The sequence below is a fragment of the Ruegeria sp. AF8 genome, assembly GCF_056541825.1.
In genome coordinates this window covers 350,519-368,273 of record NZ_JBQFYW010000002.1, presented here as the reverse complement: position 1 = coordinate 368,273, position 17,755 = coordinate 350,519, and the positions used below count along the sequence as shown (strand labels likewise).

18 protein-coding genes are annotated in these 17,755 nt (G+C 58.8%); all 18 read right to left on the bottom strand.

The features are described 5' to 3' along the window. Nucleotides 1-4: 4 nt before the first annotated feature. A complete protein-coding gene (locus ACR0AO_RS07225) occupies nt 5-826 on the bottom strand; it encodes an alpha/beta hydrolase (RefSeq protein WP_480601719.1) in 822 nt (273 codons plus the stop codon). 3 nt (nt 827-829) lie between these two features. Continuing rightward, nucleotides 830-1,717: a tryptophan 2,3-dioxygenase gene (locus ACR0AO_RS07220; RefSeq protein ID WP_480601715.1), complete on the bottom strand. Its 888-nt coding sequence runs from the start codon at nt 1,715-1,717 to the stop codon at nt 830-832. A gap of 46 nt (nt 1,718-1,763) precedes the next feature. Beyond that, the gene (locus ACR0AO_RS07215) at nt 1,764-2,165 is read right to left on the bottom strand and encodes a RidA family protein (protein ID WP_480601711.1); all 402 of its coding nucleotides are present in this window, start codon (nt 2,163-2,165) and stop codon (nt 1,764-1,766) included. Then, nucleotides 2,162-2,569: an acyl-CoA thioesterase gene (locus ACR0AO_RS07210; RefSeq protein ID WP_480601707.1), complete on the bottom strand. Its 408-nt coding sequence runs from the start codon at nt 2,567-2,569 to the stop codon at nt 2,162-2,164. The genes ACR0AO_RS07215 and ACR0AO_RS07210 overlap by 4 nt, the downstream gene beginning before the upstream one ends. Before the next feature lie 2 nt (nt 2,570-2,571). After that, nucleotides 2,572-3,261 carry an ABC transporter ATP-binding protein gene (locus ACR0AO_RS07205; protein WP_480601704.1) on the bottom strand — a complete coding sequence of 230 codons (690 nt, stop codon included), beginning with the start codon at nt 3,259-3,261 and terminating at the stop codon, nt 2,572-2,574. Then, complete coding sequence (locus ACR0AO_RS07200) at nt 3,258-4,007, bottom strand: ABC transporter ATP-binding protein (RefSeq protein WP_480601698.1); 750 nt, start codon at nt 4,005-4,007, stop codon at nt 3,258-3,260. Before ACR0AO_RS07200 ends, ACR0AO_RS07205 begins: the two co-directional genes overlap by 4 nt. Then, entirely contained in the window at nt 4,000-4,983 is a 984-nt protein-coding gene (locus tag ACR0AO_RS07195) for a branched-chain amino acid ABC transporter permease (RefSeq protein WP_480601695.1), read from the bottom strand. Before ACR0AO_RS07195 ends, ACR0AO_RS07200 begins: the two co-directional genes overlap by 8 nt. Further along, the gene (locus tag ACR0AO_RS07190; protein ID WP_480601693.1) at nt 4,980-5,900 is read right to left on the bottom strand and encodes a branched-chain amino acid ABC transporter permease; all 921 of its coding nucleotides are present in this window, start codon (nt 5,898-5,900) and stop codon (nt 4,980-4,982) included. The genes ACR0AO_RS07195 and ACR0AO_RS07190 overlap by 4 nt, the downstream gene beginning before the upstream one ends. Nucleotides 5,901-5,951: 51 nt before the next feature. Further along, complete coding sequence (locus tag ACR0AO_RS07185) at nt 5,952-7,091, bottom strand: ABC transporter substrate-binding protein (RefSeq protein ID WP_480601690.1); 1,140 nt, start codon at nt 7,089-7,091, stop codon at nt 5,952-5,954. A 163-nt stretch (nt 7,092-7,254) separates the two neighbouring features. After that, nucleotides 7,255-8,877, bottom strand: a complete 1,623-nt coding sequence (locus tag ACR0AO_RS07180; protein ID WP_480601687.1) for an AMP-binding protein — start codon at nt 8,875-8,877, stop codon at nt 7,255-7,257. A gap of 1 nt (nt 8,878) precedes the next feature. Next, nucleotides 8,879-10,039, bottom strand: coding sequence for an acyl-CoA dehydrogenase family protein (locus ACR0AO_RS07175; protein ID WP_480601684.1), 1,161 nt, complete (start codon nt 10,037-10,039; stop codon nt 8,879-8,881). A 3-nt stretch (nt 10,040-10,042) separates the two neighbouring features. Beyond that, a complete protein-coding gene (locus ACR0AO_RS07170) occupies nt 10,043-10,849 on the bottom strand; it encodes an enoyl-CoA hydratase family protein (protein ID WP_480601683.1) in 807 nt (268 codons plus the stop codon). Next, on the bottom strand, nt 10,849-11,319 hold the full coding sequence (locus tag ACR0AO_RS07165; protein ID WP_480601680.1) for a MarR family winged helix-turn-helix transcriptional regulator: 471 nt from the start codon (nt 11,317-11,319) through the stop codon (nt 10,849-10,851). The genes ACR0AO_RS07170 and ACR0AO_RS07165 overlap by 1 nt, the downstream gene beginning before the upstream one ends. Further along, nucleotides 11,316-12,059 (bottom strand): SDR family NAD(P)-dependent oxidoreductase, encoded by a 744-nt coding sequence (locus ACR0AO_RS07160; RefSeq protein ID WP_480601678.1) that lies wholly within the window; start codon nt 12,057-12,059, stop codon nt 11,316-11,318. Before ACR0AO_RS07160 ends, ACR0AO_RS07165 begins: the two co-directional genes overlap by 4 nt. Nucleotides 12,060-12,283: 224 nt before the next feature. Continuing rightward, entirely contained in the window at nt 12,284-14,908 is a 2,625-nt protein-coding gene (locus tag ACR0AO_RS07155) for an adenylate/guanylate cyclase domain-containing protein (protein WP_480601676.1), read from the bottom strand. 7 nt (nt 14,909-14,915) lie between these two features. After that, nucleotides 14,916-16,193, bottom strand: a complete 1,278-nt coding sequence (locus ACR0AO_RS07150; RefSeq protein ID WP_480601674.1) for a TfuA-like protein — start codon at nt 16,191-16,193, stop codon at nt 14,916-14,918. Next, a complete protein-coding gene (locus tag ACR0AO_RS07145) occupies nt 16,181-17,416 on the bottom strand; it encodes a YcaO-like family protein (protein ID WP_480601671.1) in 1,236 nt (411 codons plus the stop codon). The genes ACR0AO_RS07150 and ACR0AO_RS07145 overlap by 13 nt, the downstream gene beginning before the upstream one ends. 10 nt (nt 17,417-17,426) lie before the next feature. Then, a complete protein-coding gene (locus tag ACR0AO_RS07140) occupies nt 17,427-17,630 on the bottom strand; it encodes a hypothetical protein (RefSeq protein ID WP_480601669.1) in 204 nt (67 codons plus the stop codon). Between the last annotated feature and the right edge of the window lie 125 nt (nt 17,631-17,755).

Below are 17,755 nucleotides of genomic sequence, written 5' to 3'. Positions count from 1 at the left end.
GGCTTCAAGGCATCAGAAACGTACCGCGATGCAGGATGATGTCGAAATGATGCATACCGTTTTGCAGGTCAAAGCTGACAGTGCGCCCGGCCTTGCGCAGAGCTTCGGCAAAGTCGCGGCTTTGGCGGATGAATTCAGGAGTATCCCGTTCGGCAACAGTCACCCTATAACGCGGCTCGACCGGGGGCAGGTGCTGCATCGGTGACAGCGTCCGGATTTCGTCCCCGGTCAGTTGCAGCGGATCGTTGACCGGGGTCAGTGCTATGGGTTCCAGATCGAAAACGCCGCTTATCAGGATCACGTTTTCGACCGTCAAACCCGCATCGGCCAGCGCCGGCCCCGCAGTCGCCACGACCATAGCCGCCAGATGCGCGCCGGCACTGTGTCCCGAGATCGTGACGCGTGCCGGGTCGAACCCCAGCCGGTTCGCGTGTCGTGCCAGCCACAACAGCGCGGCGCGGCATTCCGACACCATGTCTCCCAGCCTGGCGGCGGGCGCGATTGTATAGTTCAGTGTGGCAAAGCCGTATCCGCGTTCGGTCAGGGCAGGGGCCATCATCGAAGATTCACGCTGGCTCAGAGCCTGCCAATAGCCGCCGTGAATGAAGACGTGCAAAGGGGCCCCGGGTTGCTGTGCCGGAAAATAATCCAGAACATGGCTCGGCCTGTCTCCGTATGACAGGTTTTCCTGCACCGCAAGATCGGCGCGCGCCTCTGCGCTCAGTGCGGCATAGCTGGCCAGATACGGCGTGATGTCGCCGCCGACCATGGCGCTGGGAGAGTATTCCCGTGCAAGTTCATCCGTGGAAAAGCCGCGATACAGCACCTGCTATCCCTCTTGCCTGTACATCAGTTCCGTACGCATGTCGTAGAGATCGTGGAAGAACTTCAGCTCCAACGCCTTCTTCAAAAAGGCTACACCGCTGGACCCGCCCGTTCCGGGTTGCATTCCAATCACCCGCTCGACCGCCGTGGCATGGTCAAACCGCCATCGCTGGAACAGGGATTCCACATCCATCAACTTTTCCGCCAGGGCATAGAGGTCCCAGTGCTTGCCGGTGTCGCGGAATACCTCGACCCAGATTTTCACGATACGAGGATCGCCGGAATAGGGTTGGGAATAGTCGCGGTCCAACAATTCCCGTGGCACGTCGAATCCCTGACGCGCCAGCATGTGCAGAACTTCGTCGTAGAGCGAAGGTTTGGTCAAAGCGGCGTTCAGCATCTCCATGACTTCGGGGTCGTGCGCGTGCACCTTCAGTGTCGATGTGTCCTTGTTGCCAAGAATGAACTCAATCTGACGGTAACCATAGCTCTGGAACCCCGAAGAGTTTCCCAGCGCCGCTCGAAACGTCAGGTAATCCGCCGGCGTCATTGTCAGCAGGGTTTCCCATGCCGCGATCAGCTGTCGCTGAATGGCTTTGATCCGGTCCAGGTTCTTCATCGCCGGCCCGAAATCGTCCTGTTGCAGGAAGCGGCGCACCTCAACCAGTTGATGGTGCATCAGCTTCAGCCACAACTCACTGACCTGATGGATGATGATGAACAGCATCTCATCGGGCTGGGCCGGGTCCTGAAAGGTCTTTTGCAGGTTCAGCAGCGTCTTGAGTTGCAGGAAGTCGCCATAACTCTTTCGATGAGTGTTGGCGAAATCGGTGACAAGCGTCTCTTCGATCCCACGTTTGAGCAGCCGGTCCTTTTTGTCATCTTGTGCCATATCGGGTTCTCCTGAATGCGTATGCGCGTTTCCCGAATATCCAGTGCTACTTGAGTACAAGCTTTGCCGTCGCCTCGATCTCGACCAGCGCCTCGTCTTCGACCAGTCCTGCAACGACGACCATCGTCATCGCCGGGAAATGCCGCCCCATAACCCTGCGATACGCCTCGCCCACTTCACGTTGCCGCGCGAGGTAGTCTTTCTTGTCGGTGATGTACCACGTGAGCCGGGTTATATCGTCAACCTCGCCGCCAGCCGCCCGCACCACGTCCAAGATATTCTGCAGCGCTTGTTCCATCTGGCCGATGAAATCGCTGGATTCGAAAATCTGTTCGGCGGTCCAGCCGATCTGGCCGCCGACATAGAGTGTGCCATCATCGGCCAGCATGCCGTTCGCGTAGCCTTTGGCGGGCATCCAGCCTGCGGGATGTATCACTTGATTGCTCATTCCGGGTCTCCAATCATCCGGGCAAGTTTCTCGCGAACAGCTTCGGGCCACGGGTCCGACTTGTGATTGCGCACATGCACCAGCGTGGCCTTGACGCTCATCCTTGCCTCCCCATTCGAAGTTGCCGCCATGGCAAAACCAAAACTGCTGCGTCCGACCGACACGGGCTGCAGGGAAAAATCCAGCATGTCGCCGTGATAGCTGGGGGCGTGAAACGTCGATTCGATCTGAACGGTTGGCACACCGGCGTCGAGCTTGTGAAACCCTTCGAACGGATAGTCCAGGGCGTCAAAGAAAAACGCCTCGACGCAGTCATTGATCATCTCGACATATCGCGGATAGAACACGATCCCGGCCGGGTCGCAATGTTTGAAAAGAACCTTTTGTTTCCAGTGATATGCCATGGTTAAACCCCCAGGTATCTGTCGGTGACATCCGGCGTCAGCGCGCTCATCGCGCCGTGCCAGACAGTTTCACCACGTTGCAGGATCACGGCCTCGTCCGCCACATGCGACAATTCCTTTAACGATTTGTCGATCACCAGAATGGCCAATCCGGTTTCACGTTTCAAAGTCGCAATGGCCGCCCAGATTTCCTGCCGAACGATCGGAGCCAAACCTTCGGTCGCTTCGTCCAGAATCAGCAGGCGTGGGTTGGTCATAAGCGCGCGTCCGATGGCGAGCATCTGCTGTTCCCCACCCGAGAGCGAAGCCGCGGATTGCGCTCGGCGCTCTTGCAGACGCGGAAACAGATCTGCGATGCGTTTCATGTCCCAGTGACCGGGGCGCGCTGCGGCCATCAGGTTTTCTTCGACCCTTAGATTGGGAAAGCACCGACGCCCTTCGGGGACCAGCCCCAGACCAAGGCGTGCGGCCTTGTGACTGGGCAAGCGGCGCAAATCCTGGCCGTCGAACATCAGTTCTCCGCCAGCAACCGGCAGCATCCGCAATATCGTCTTGACCGTCGTGGTCTTGCCCATCCCGTTGCGCCCCATCAAAGAGACGACCGCGCCTTCATTGACCCGCAGGTTGACCTTGAACAGGGCCTGTGACGCGCCATAGAAAGCGGAAACATTGGTGAGACTCAGAAGACTCATGCATCTTCCCCCAGATAAGCCCGGCGTACCTCGGGGTGGGCGCGGATTTCTTCCACTGTTCCGGTCGCAATCACCTCGCCATAGACCAGAACGCTGATCCGGTCAGCCAAGGCGAAAACGGCGTCCATGTCATGTTCCACAAGCAAAATGGGGGCCTCATGCCGCAATTCATCCAAAAAACCGGTCAGGTGCTTCGATCCGCTGGCGCCAAGCCCGGCCATTGGTTCGTCCATGATAAAGGCGCGCGGATTGAGGGTCAGGGCGACGGCGACCTCCAACTGACGGCGCTGGCCATGCGACAGGTCCGAGGTTCGAATAGCCGCGTGATCTGACAGGCCGACACGCTCCAGCGCGTGTTCGGCAACACTGCGAAGTGTCTTGTCCTTCAATATCGGGTGGAAGAACCGATAGGGCCTGCCATGGGCTCCCAGCGCGCCCAGCATGGCGTTTTGCAGAACCGTATCCTCCATCGCCAGCGCCGAGATCTGAAAAGTGCGCCCCAGACCCATTCGCGTCCGCCTGACTGTGTTCAGGGCGGTGACATCGCGCCCCAGAAATCGTACTTCGCCACTGTCGGGTTTCAATCCCCCGGCGATCTGCTTGATCAGCGTTGATTTCCCCGCACCGTTCGGTCCGATCAGGGCGTGGATCTCGCCGGGGCGCAGATCGAGGCTGACATTGTCCGACGCTTTGAGAGCGCCGAAACTTTTCGAGACATTGCAGACGGACAGAACGGGTTCAGCCATGTTGTTCCTCCCGTCCGGCCAGTGTGCCGATAATGCCGCCGCGTGCGTAAAGAACGACGGCCAGCAACAGCAGGCCCAGATAGACGTGCCAGAACTCGGACAGACCGCCCAGAACATGTTCCAGCGCGATGAACAGCGCGGCGCCTGCGACCGGGCCAAACAACCGGGCAGTGCCGCCGAGGATGATGAAGATGATAATCTCGCCCGAGGTTTGCCAACTGAACATGGTGGGGCTTACGAACCGGTTGAGATCGGCAAAAAGCGCCCCGGCAAGCCCTGTGATCATGCCCGAAATCACAAAAGCCGTCAGACGCAGGCGATAAGGGGTGATGCCGATGGTCTCGACCCGTTCGGCAGTCTGTCGCGCCGCGTTCAGGGCCAGACCAAAAGGCGATTTCGCGAGCCGCGCGGATAGCAGAAGGGCAGCGCAAAGGATCACATATGTGATCAGGAAAAACTGGATCGGGTCCAACGTGTTCAACCCGGGAAAGCCGTTGCGGACATAGATCGACAACCCGTCCTCGCCCCCATAAGCGGGCCAGCTGATGGCGAAGTAGAACAGCATTTGACCGAACGCGAGGGTGATCATGATGAAATAGACCCCGGATGTGCGCAGGCTGAGCGCCCCGATCACCAGTGCGGCGATGGCCGAGGCGATCAGCGCCGTCAGCCAGATCACCGGCATCGACTTGGTGCCTTCGATCAAGAACGGGCTCTCCATAAGCGGCGAAAAACTTTGGGCGTGACTGGCGAGAATCCCCATTGCGTATCCGCCGATGCCAAAGAATGCCGCGTGCCCAAGGCTTACCAATCCGCCCAGCCCCAGTGCGATGTTCAGGCCGACACCCGCCAGCGCAAGTATGGCGACGCGGGTCGACAGAGTGATCATGAATGGCTCATCCGTCACATAGGCCCAAAGTGGAAAAAGCAGCAGGCCAAGTGCCAGCGCGGTGTTGAAAATGCTTTCACGGCTCATGCGCGCGCTCCGTACAGACCGGTGGGTTTCACGACCAGCACGATGGCCATCAGGATGTAAATCAGCATCGACGCCAGGGCGGAGCCGACAGAAGTGGCCGAGGCAGGATCCATGAACAGTTTGAAGGTTTCCGGCAACAGGACGCCACCCAGCGTATCCGTCACCCCGACAAGGACGGAGCCGATCAGCGCCCCCTTGATCGATCCGATGCCGCCTATGACGATCACGACAAAGGCCAGAATGAGAACCGGCTCGCCCATACCGACCTGAACAGACTGAATGGCCCCCACCAATGCGCCGGCCAGACCGGCCAGTGCGGCACCCAGGGCGAAGACGATGGTGTAAAGTCGCGTAATGTCCACACCAAGCGCCGCGATCATCTCGCGGTCACTTTCACCGGCACGGATCTGGACACCCAGCCGTGTCCGCGAAATCAGCAGGAACAGACCCGCGGCGATCAGCAGGCCGATGGCGATGATCGTCAGCCGGTATAGCGGATACTGGATGCCGCCGGGCAGGGTGATCGGTCCGGACAGCGCCTCGGGGATGTTGAGGAACAGCGGAAAGGAGCCGAAAAGCCACCGGGTTCCTTCGGAAAAGATCAGGATCAGGGCAAACGTTGCCAGCACCTGATCCAGATGGTCGCGTTGGTACAGTCGCCGGATCACCAACACCTCGACCAGCGCGCCAGCGGCGGCGGCGGCTGCAAGGCTTGCGGCCAGCGCCAGAACAAAGCTCCCTGTGGCGGCCGCTGTCGCGGCAGCGGCAAAGGCTCCGACCATGAAAAGTGAGCCGTGGGCAAGATTGATCAGCCCCATCACCCCGAACACCAGCGTCAAACCGGCGGCGGTCAGAAAGAGCATGACCCCGAATTGCAGACCATTCAGGATCTGTTCGATAAACAGAATGAAAGACATTTCCATACCCGTTGAAAGGGCGCAGAGGAATTTCTCTGCGCCGCCAGGGTGTTACATTTCGCACTCGGCCGCATAGGCATCGGCGTGATCTTCAAGCGCCAGCTCAAGGATCTTGTTGGTGAACACGTCGCCTTCCTGTACGACTTCGCGAACATAGATATTCTGGATGGGATGATGGTTGGGGCCGAACTTGAAGTCGCCTCGTACCGAGTCGAACTCGGCCGCTTTCAGCGCCGCGCGGAATGCGTCCTGATCGCTCACTCCCGCCTTGGCCATGGCTGACAGGATCAAATTCGCGGTGTCGTATCCCTGAGACGCATAAAGCGAAGGCAGACGGTCATATTCCGCCTGGAAGCTTTCGACAAAGGCCTTGTTGGCGGCGTTGTCGATATCCTTGTTCCACTGGCTGGTGTTCTTCACGCCAAGCGCTGCCGCACCCACGGCCTGCAGAATGCCCTGATCAAAGCTGAATGCAGGTCCCACGACCGGCAGATCCACACCGCTGTCAGCGTATTGCTTGAGAAAGGAAATCCCCATGCCGCCCGGCAGGAAGAAGAAAACGCTGTCTGCGTCCGAAGCCCGGATCTGCGCGATTTCCGCCGCATAGTCGGTCTGGCCCAGTTGGGTATAGACCTCGCCGGCCAGATCACCGCCATACATGCGCTTGTAACCTGCCAACGCATCCTGGCCGGCCGGATAGTTTGGCGCAAGGATGAAGCTGCTCTTGTAACCCGTTGATTTCGCATAAGCGCCGGCCGCTTCATGCAGGTTGTCGTTTTGCCACGCGACGTTGAAATAATTCTGATGGCACGCCTTGCCAGCCAGTGCCGACGGCCCGGCGTTGGGCGAAAGATAGAACTTGCCCTGAGCGGTCGCCGACGGCACAACGGCCATTGCCAGGTTCGACCAGATGATCCCGGTCAGGATATCCACCTTGTCGGACTGGATCATCCGGTCCGCCAGTTGCACGGCGATATCCGGCTTGCGCTGGTCATCCTCGATCACGACTTCGATGTCGGTATTTCCGGATTGCTTGACCGCCAGCATAAAGCCGTCACGTACGTCGATGCCCAACCCGGCCCCTCCACCGGAAAGGGTAGTGATCATGCCGACCTTGACAGGCTCGGCTATGGCCAGGCCCGCGCTCATCACGGCGGCAGTGGCCGCCAACAGCAAGGATTTGGTTTTCATCGTCTACTCCCTGTAAAACAACGTCTTCTTCGAAGGGTTTCTTGGGCGCTTCAGCCTTGGGCGCCACTGTTTTTCCGACCGCCCCTTCAATCGTGGCCGGATTGGTTGGTGTTCAAACCGCTGCGCAGGCTAATGAGTTTCGTCAGGGGCGCAAGTGGGCACGTCATTTTCTGTCCTCACGCAACTGAAATCGTTGGATTTTCCCGGTTGCTGTTTTGGGCAGCGTATCTGTGAAAACAACGCTGCGCGGGTACTTGTACGGGGCAATCGTCGCCTTGACGTGATCTTGCAACGCCTTGACCATCGCTTCGTCCGCCGCGTGAGCGTCGCCCAGGACCACATGTGCCTGAACGATGTGGCCGCGAGCCTCATCCGGTTTCGCCACCACCGCACACTCGGCGACGGCGGGATGCGCAAGCAACGCGGCTTCGACTTCCGGGCCCGCGATGTTGTAGCCCGAACTTTGAATCATGTCGTCATTTCGGGCGGCAAAGTGCAGATAGCCATCCGCGTCCATGGTGAAGCTGTCGCCGGTGATGTTCCAACCGTTCAGCACATAGTCCTGCTGCCGCTCGTCATCGAGATACCGGCACCCGGTCGGGCCACGCACTGCGAGCCGCCCGACCTCTCCAGGGGGAAGTTCGTTTCCGTCATCGTCAATGATTTTGGCCTGGTATCCCGTGACCGGTCTGCCTGTGCAGGCGGGGCGGTGATCGGAAAACCGGTTGGTGACAAAGATGTGCAGCAGCTCGGTCGCGCCGATGCCATCCAGCATGGGTTTTCCGGTTTTGGCCATCCAGTCGTCATAGATCGGAGCGGGCAGGGTCTCCCCGGCCGATACTGCCGCCCGCAGGCTGGACAGATCGGCGCCTTCATCCATTGCGGCCAGCATCGTGCGATAGGCGGTTGGTGCGGTGAAACATACTGTGGCCTTGTAAGTCTCAATGATGTCGATCAGGTTCGGAGGCGAGGCGTTTTCCAGCAGCGCAGCCGCCGCACCGTACCGCAATGGAAATATCGCCAAACCGCCAAGGCCGAATGTAAAGGCCAGCGGCGGAGAGCCGACAAAGACATCCTCGGGCGTGACTTTTAGAACTTCTCTGGCATAGCCGTCGGCGATGATCAGCAAATCGCGATGGAAATGCATCGTCGCTTTGGGCGATCCGGTGGTTCCCGATGTAAATCCCAGCAGGGCGACGTCATCCTGGCCGGTTGCCACCGCATCAAAGTGGACGGGTTTTTCCAATGCCAGTCGGTCGAGTTCCGCATCGTGGTTGGCGGTGCCGTCAAAGCCGACAACCGTTTTCAGAAATTTTGATGTCTTGGCGCAGGCGACCAGTTCGTCTTTCAGCCGTGTATCGCACAAAGCATGTGAAATTTCGGCCTTGTCCACGATTGCGGTCAACTCTACCGTTCTCAACATTGGCATGGTGTTGACGACAACTGCGCCGACTTTGGTTGCCGCCAGCCAGCATGCCACCATCGCCGGGTTGTTGGCGGAACGGATGAGGATACGATTGCCTGGCACAACGCCCAGGTTTTCCTTCAGAACATGCGCAATGCGATTGCTCCAGTCCGTCAGTTCCTTATAGGTGCGGCGGCGCCCGTTTCCGATCAGCGCGGTCTGGTCGCCGAACCCTTTTTCGACCATCCGATCCGTCAGCTCGACCGCTGCGTTCAGGCGGTCGGGATAATCGAACCCTGCAAGCTCAAGGTCCGGCCACTGATCCGCCGGGGGCAGGTTGTCCCGCGCGAAAGTATCGATATGGGCTGATGGTCTCAGCATGTCATCCTCCCTGATGCGCGCCAAGGGTCTGCCGGGCGATCACGATGCGCTGAACGTCGGACGCGCCCTCATAGATGCGCAGCGCGCGGATTTCGCGATAAAGCTTTTCCACGGTCTCACCGGATCTGACGCCATCTCCGCCGAAAAGCTGCACGGCCCGGTCGATGACCTGCTGGGCGTGATCGGTCGCGAACAATTTGGCCATGGCCGCTTCGCGGGTGACCCTGAGCGCGCCGGAATCCTTGGTCCATGCGGCCCGATAGGTCAGCAGGGCCGCGGCATCCACATCCACTGCCATATCGGCAATATGTCCCTGCACCATCTGCAAATCCGACAAAGGCGCGCCGCCGATCTTGCGCGCCTGAATACGATAAAGCGCCTCGTCCAGAGCGCGACGGGCAAATCCCAGCGCCGCCGCCGCCACGGTCGGGCGGAATACATCCAGAACCGACATGGCGATCCGAAACCCATCGCCCGGTGCACCAATCATGGCACTGGACGGTACGCGGCAATCGGTGAAACGCAATGTTGCAAGAGGGTGAGGGGCGATTGTATTCAACCGCTCGACAATTTCAAAGCCGGGCAACCCGGCGGGAATGATAAAGGCTGACAACCCCTTGGCGCCCGGCGCCTCTCCGGTACGGGCGAACAGGGTATAGACATCTGCGATACCGCCGTTTGAAATCCATGTCTTTTCACCGTTCAGCAGAAAGCCATCCCCGTCTTTTGTCGCCGTCATGCTCGAGTTGGCAACGTCCGATCCCGACTGGGGTTCGGTCAGGGCAAAGGCTGAAATAGCCTGGCCCGACCGCGTCAGCGGCAACCATTTGGATTTCTGAGCCTCCGTTCCGAACAGCGATATTGCGCCGGTCCCCAGGCCCTGCATGGCAAAGGTAAAATCCGCCAATCCATCGTGCCTCGCCAATGTTTCACGGATCAGGCACAGGGTTCGGATATCCAGCCCGCCATCCGTACCCGTTGCGGCCGTGTGCCTCAGCCAGCCGTCCTTTCCTAGCGCCAAGACCAAATCGCGGCACGCCTGATCGGTATTGGAATGATCGCCCCCATCCAGTCCCTGAGCGGCCCACACTTCCAGCTCTGCGGCCAGATTGCGGTGTCGTTCGTCAAAAAAAGGCCAGTTCAGAAAGGACCGGTCCGCCATCCGTCAATCCCCCTCGAACACTGGTTTTTCCTTGGCGACAAAAGCGTTGTATGCGCGCTCGAAGTCACCCGTCTGCATGCAGATCGCCTGAGCCTGTGCCTCGGCCTCGATAGCCTGTTCGATGGACATCGACCATTCCTGCGCCAGCATCGTTTTGGTCATCATATGCGCGAAATTGGGGCCCGCGGCCAATCGCGCCGCCAGTTCCCGCGCCTCGTTTTCCAATGCATCCGCTGCCACGAGACGGTTGAAAAAGCCCCAGCGCTCGCCTTCCTCGGCGGTCATGGTTCGGCCCGTATACAACAGCTCGGCGGCGCGCCCCTGTCCGATGATCCGGGGCAGAATGGCGCAAGCCCCCATATCGCACCCCGCAAGGCCAACACGCGTGAACAAGAACGCGGTTTTCGCCTCGGGCGTCCCGATGCGCAGATCGCTCGCCATGGCGATGATGGCGCCGGCGCCGACACATATCCCGTCGATCGCCGCGACAATGGGCTTACCGCAATTCACCATCGCCTTGACCAGATCGCCGGTCATGCGGGTGAAGGTCAGCAATTCTTTCATATTCATGCGGGTCAGCGGGCCAATGATGTCATGCACATCGCCGCCCGAACTGAAATTGCCGCCATTCGACGCGAAAACCACGGCCTTTACGTCGTCCGAATAGGTCAGATCGCGAAACCAGTCGCGCAACTCGGCATAACTGTCGAATGTCAAAGGGTTCTTGCGGTCGGGCCGGTTCAGGGCCACCTTTGCGATGCCACCGGATATCTCGCAGAGGAAGTGTCTGGTGTCGATTTGCGTATCCATCAGTTGCCCTCGTCCAGGGATTTCACCAAGCTTTCCAGCTTTGCGCCGAATGCGGCGGCTTCTTCTGTGCTGAGCGCGGCCAGCATCTCGTCGATCCAAGCCTCATGCGCCGCTGCCTGCGTTGCGAATTCGGTCTCACCCTTGCGTGTCAGCCGCACCAGCGAAGCGCGCCTGTCACCTTCGACGGCCACCCGCATGACCAGCCCCTCTTCGACGAGACGGTCCACGATACCGGTGACATTGCCGTTCGACACGCGCAACACGCCCGAAAGCTGGCTCATCTTGAGGCCATCGGCGTGCCGTGACAGCGCGGCCATCACATCGAATCGGGGCAGCGTCGAGTTGAACTCTGCGCGCAGATTGGCGCGCAACTGCGCTTCGATTCCGCGCGACACTTTGAGCAGGCGCAGCCAAAGCCGCAGACGTTCCTTGCTTGGCGCTTCGGTTAGTCTTGGTTCGGCGCGGGTCATATTTCACCTCCGGACAGCATCAGGGTATGGCCGTTGACGCTGCGGGCCGCATCAGTACATAGCCAGAGCGCGGCGGCGGCGACCTCGTCCACCTCAATGAAACGGTGCTGTGGGTTGTTGCGTTTGAGGGCGTCTTCGGCCAGAGAGCGATCGACGCGTGTCTTGGTCGTGATGGTGTCAATCGAACGCTCCAGCAGGGGCGTTGCGACAAATCCGGGGCAGATTGCATTCACTGTGATACCCAGTGAAGCAAGCTCGACTGCCAGAGCGCGTGTCAGCCCCACAACCCCATGTTTGGCCGCGCAATATCCGGAGACATAGGGATAGCCTTTCAGGCCTGCGGTCGAGGCTATGGCAATCAAACGCCCGTGCCCGGTATCCTGCATGTCCGGCAGGGCGGCCCGATAGCAATGGAAGACCCCCGAAAGGTTCACATCCAGCGCATTCCGGAAATCCTGCGACGACATCCTTGTGAACGGCTTGCTTGGGGCTGAGCCTGCGTTTGCGATGACGATTGTGATTTTTCCGCGCTCTTCCCGGGCTATGGAAAACGCCCTTTCGACATCGTCAGGCTTTGTCACGTCGCAGACCTGATAGGGCAGGTTCTGCGCCTTGAGCGTGTTCTCGCTCCGCCCGAGGATGGTAACTTTGGCCCCGGCGTCAGAAAACTGGCGGGCACATTCCGCACCGACCCCGGTTCCACCACCGGTCACGACAACATGAGAACAAGAACGAAGCATCGCGCACCTTAGCTATCAGATACTTTAACAACGGATATTTATTTCAACAATATAAATTTTGAGCTTAAAGGAAATGGGTGTTTGCTGTCCAAAAGCCGGCAACGCCTTGCGCAACAGGGATTTGGATATTCGTTGCGGCGATCCAGTTTATCGGATGGGTCGAATCCAAAAAAAAAACCCCGGCAGGTTTGCCTGCCAGGGGTGGGCTGCCAGCCCGTCTGCCGTTACCCGAACCGCGCCTCTTGGCGGATGTGTTCCCAGGGTGTGTCGGCTCCGCCCTTGGCGCATTCGTCGTATTTCTCACGGCCAAGTGCTTCGATCGCCTTCGCCACGTAGCCCTCGATATCAGCTTTGTCGGTCGGTTCGAATTTGGCGCCAATCTTGGCCATATTATTTGCGACCGCGCCAAGCAGGCGGGCCGCTCTTTCCGCGTCTCCGTTGATCAAAGCGACACCACCATAGGCGGCGACGCAGAGGTTGATCACTGTCGGATAGTCAAAATCCCGTCCCAGATCGAAAGCTTCATTCAAAAGCGCCGTTGCCTCATCGGCCTTGCCTTCGGAAATCCGGAAATGCGCCATATTCTGCTTCAAAAGGCCTGGCCAGAAAGTGTTGCGCTCCAGCGCCAAAAGTTCGAGCGCCTGACCATAGCAGTCTTCTGCCGCCTCAATCATGCCTTCCATGCGGGCGCCTTCCCCCATGATCAGAAGGCCAAGCGCAGTAAAGTAATTGTCACCCTTGGCCTGCATGTGCGCGATGCAACCCATGATCGTCTCGCTCGGATCCTCGATATTTCCGGTCGCTGCCCCACAGATTGCGTGGATCAAGGCGGCCTTCTTGCTGTCATCTTCGCTCTGCAATTCCGAAAAGATACGTTCGGCTTTGTTGCCATGAAGATATGCGCTCTCATAGTCCCCGGCCATGGCCTTTGTATACGCTGCGGCCAGATTGATCTTTGCCGCAGCGGCACTGTCTCCAAGTCTGGACGCCAGCGCATCTGTCCGATTGATCCAGTCCAGGCTTTCCGTGATTTGTCCCTGAGAAATCCAGTACCAATACAGCGCCTCGATAAAGCGGGCGCAGGCCTCGATGTCCTGACGTTCCAGGGCGATGTGCAGTGCGGCCCGGATATTGTCGGCCTCGTCGCTCAGCCGGGTGACGTGGCGTTTCTGTTGGTCGGACAGGACATATGTGCCGCAATTTTTGCTGAGCATCGCGAATTGATCAATGAATGCCGTCTGCGTTTTCTCCAGAGCGCCATTCTTCTGCATCATTTCGGTGGCGAATTCCCGCACCATGTCGAACATGCCGAACCGTGGCGCACCGTTCACGATACGCCGATAAAGAAGGTTTTTCGACGTCAGCGACGACACCGCCTCAAGGACATCCGCATCGAAATCGGGAATTTCCAGCAGCGCGTCCTCGGCATCGTCGACACGAAAGCCGCCCGAGAATACCGACAAGGCCAGAAAGGTTTGCCGTTCTTCGTCGTTCAACAGGCCTTCGCTCCATTCAATGGCATTGCGAAGCGTCCGGTGGCGTCCGGAATCCTGCTGCGAACTGCGCAGGAGTTTCAATTTCTTGTCGAGCCGGTCCAAAAGCTGCTGAGGTGACAACAGAGACATGCGCGCTGCAGCCAGATTAAGCGCAAGCGGGATCCCCTCAAGGCGGGTCACGATCTTGGCAACGGTTGCGCGATTATCCTCGGTAATCTGGAAATCAGGTGTTTCTGCCTGAACCGCCTCGACGAACAGACGCATGGCGCCACTGGTTTCCGGCGTGGAATCGTTTGCGTCTGGCAGTTTGAGCGGATCAATCGGATAAACTTTTTCCGCACTTACTCGCAGCTCCGCCCGGCTGGTGACCAGAAGGCGCAGATTGGGGCAGTCGTTCAAAAGATCGGAAACGGCGACCGCTGCTTCGATCACATGCTCGAAAGTGTCGAGAATCAAAACAACGCGGCTGGTGCCGATGAAGGCCGCGATATCAAGGTCGATCGGGCGACCGGGATAATCGCGCACGCCTAGCGCCTGAGCGATGCTGGGCAGTACCAGACCCGGAGTGTCAAGACCGCTGAAATCGACGAAATATGCACTGTCTTCAGTGTCGCGCAACCAAAGGGCGGCGACACGTTGTGCCAGCGTTGTCTTGCCGGTGCCGCCCATGCCTGTAATCGTCACAAGACGGTTCGAGGAATCGTTCAGCAGGCCGAGAATATCGGATGTTTCACGGTCGCGCCCGACGATCGGGCCGCGTGGCTGAGCAATGTTGGTTCGGCGCACATCCAGCGTGCGCAGCGGTGGAAAGTCGATGCAGATCTGCGGATCGACGATGTCGAACAGGGTTTCCGGATACCGGATCGCCTTCAGGCGATGAACGCCCAGCGGTCGCACTTTCACGTTCCACGACGTGAAATCATTTTGTTCCAGCAACTGGTAGACGTTTCGCGACAGCACGATCTGCCCGCCATGCCCTGTATCCCCGATGCGTGCTGCCAGATGCAGATCATAACCGACAAGCTGTCTACCCAGTTGTTCGATTGGCCCTTCATGCAATCCGATTCGAACCCGCAGGTCGATACCGCGTGGCCAGCGTTCCGCCTTCAGCTTGCGCTGAATGTCGATGGCCGCGCTCATTGCATGACGAGGGGTGTCGAACAAGACCAGAAAGGAATCGCCCTGAGTTCCGTCTTCGTCGCCGCCATACGGGGCATAACATTCCCGGACGATTTCCTGATGGCGCCTGAGAACAGCCGGATACTCGTCGCCCAGCGCCTGCAGCAATGCCGTCGAGGCTTCGATGTCGGTGAACATCATCGTTCTGCTGACCGGGCCGGTTCTGTGTTCCACTTTTTGCTCAATCGCCGTTTGATTCATCGTCGGTTCCGTTCGTAGTGTATTTTCTTTCAACCGCGGTCCTGGCCCGTGCCCACTGCCTTGCCAGGTCCGATATCAAATCGCTAACCTCTGATGATGCACAGGCCATCAGGCAATTCCAGTCCTCCATACCATGCGCGGCAGCGATCTGGCTTTGCAACAATCTGTGCTCCACTTCACTCAGCGCATTGCTCCCAGCTGTCCTCATGAATTCCGAGGCAGCTCTGAAACGAAAACGCTCGGCCTCAATTTCGCCGGAACTGGACATCCGGTCAATCAGATAACCGGAAAAAGTTGTTGTTCGATCAATGTGTTTGCATTTGACGCTACGCCAATTCAGTTGTTCAAAAGTCTTGTACCAATTCTCGGGCAGGATTGGGGCGAAATCGTGCAGTGTTTCGAGTGCGCTTCGAGCTTCGCCCAGCCATCGATTTGCGCGCCCCGTCACTAACAACCATAAAACGAATCCGGCGTCATCGTCATTGATATCCCGGCCAAGCGCGGAGCCCGGTGGGCTGACGCGCAGATCGTCCAAATCCACGAACGGCGCGCGCGTCGTACGCGGCCGAACGGCCCAGCGGGGGTCCCGTTCCTGCAGCCTGGCAACCTGGATCAACGCGCGGCGTGCATCCTCGCGCTTTGGATCTTGTTTCCTGAGCCATCCAGACAATTCGGCGGACGGGGCAGCACCAAGGGACTTCGAGAATATGTTGCGCCACGTACGCTCGGAATAGTGCAGGCTTTGTGCCGTGCGAAGCAATGTTTCGCTATCTGTCCGGGAAATAAGGGCTTTTCGCTCCGCCCGACGCAGGGCAATCCGCACACCCGCAAGAGGAACGGTCAGGGACGGGTAGGGTCGCTCTGGGTTGAAGGTCACGGCGACCTCGTCCTCGCTGTCGATCAGCCCGCGACGAAACATGCGGAATATCCGGCCCGCGCCGATTGCGCCCAGAGGGGCGCAGTCAACCGCGCGCAACGCCCCCATGCTTGCTGCGCCCACGACAATCGCCCCATCCCGCAATACATCCGCCACTTCGCGCGGGGACACCGCGTCGTTCTGGGAAAACACTCCGTCGAGGATCACCATCACCGAATAGCGCAACATCCTGGCGAGATGCAGGTCGCCTCGCCGAACCGGCGGGCGCAACTCGGCGTTCGGCAGGAGGCGCCGGACCTCTTCCGCCGGGATCGAAGGGCCGACAAAGACGAGCGGCGGGGTTGTGGGGGTCAAGAATGCGGGTATGTCTATATCAGCCATTTCAGATCCCGCGGCGAAACGCGGCTTTGATCCACCAGAAACACGCTCAGCCCGGGAACGCAAACTCGGACAACCGCCGCCTGCAGGTCCGGCCGGGTAAGGTCTACGAAACACGGGTCGGAAAATCCGGCTGCTTCGAGCGCGCCGAGGATATGGATCAGGTCATCTGCAAGATCGAGGCTTTCGAAACTGGGCACGCTGCGCCAGACCCTGTTGCTCGGGGGCGCGCGGAATACCGGGTTGGCCCTTTGATGGCGTGGAATGCGGTTAAAGCTGTCCCGCGCACCCTGTATGCGGGCCAGCCGCGACTGAACAGCTTCGGTCAGCGCCCGGGACAAGGCCACGCCTGCGCTTGGATTGCAGCCCAGGCCCGGAAATCTCTTTCTTTGCGGGCCGGAGGGCGTCGGGTAGGACAAATCGACAATGGTCGCGCGAAATACGGGCACCGGAATATCCTGGGTGATATCCTCAAGTTCGACCGCCAGACCTTCGGCCTCTATTTCATTGATCAGATCCCGGCAGTTTTGTGGCAGTTCGTCATCGACAGCGATGCCACGGCGTATCGGCGCTGGATCGCCGGATTCTCCGTAGAGTTCTGAAAACAACAACTGGCTGATCGCGTCGCGTTCTATCACCTCGCACAACCCGTGCACCACGGCCTCAAGGCGCGTATTCCCGGATGCCAGCCCGTTCGTGTCGGGTCGATGCAAAATGCCGTCAAAAGGCGGGCAGACTACCAGGTCTGCCGGAATCAGGACTTCGCGAGCCGCAATCAGATCGGTTGCCGGGATCCACATGCAGGTGCGATCGGGTGCAAAACGGGTGTCCGGCGGCAAAGTGAAACGCCGGGGATCCAACGCCTGCGAGTTGCCACCTAAAATCGAAGTATAGCTGGCCCTTATTGCATCATCCGGCAGTGTTTCCGCCGTCACACGCTCGCAGGCCTCCATGACGGCGCTTGCTTTGGCCGCAGCCCTGTCACGCCCTTTTCCCATATGCGTGGTCAGATCGCGGGCCAGCGGGGTGACCGCGCAATAGACCGGCAGCCCAAGACGATCCAAAGGCGTCAAATCGGCAATCCGTGTAATTGGAAGTGCCGATTTGATCCTGTCGAACTTTCGAAGCGTGTGCTCGGCGGTCAACGTCCTCGGGAAATCCAACGAAACCTTGACCGAGCTTTCGTGGGCAAAGAGGTGCCGTACGGTCTTGGTCGTGTACGGCACTCAGACGACCTCACAGTGCGGCCATGCCACCATCTTCATCGCCGTCGGACGAAAACGGCATTCCGGTGATCTTGTCCTTGAGTTTGATAATCGCGTCGATTTCCTCTTGCGAAAATTCATCGTTCAAAATCCGCTTGTGCTCATCGGAAATGTGGCTTGCGTCCTGAACAGCCCCCGCATTGACCAAGCGATCCAAATTCGAAGATTCGGCCATGAATTCATTCCCCTTTTGTAAGTTTCCGGCGGAATGCCGAAAATAATTAACAAGCCCTATGCACGACAAATTCTACCAGCCTGTCAACGAATATTGTTGAATTTCTGTCCTTTCCAGCCGAAACT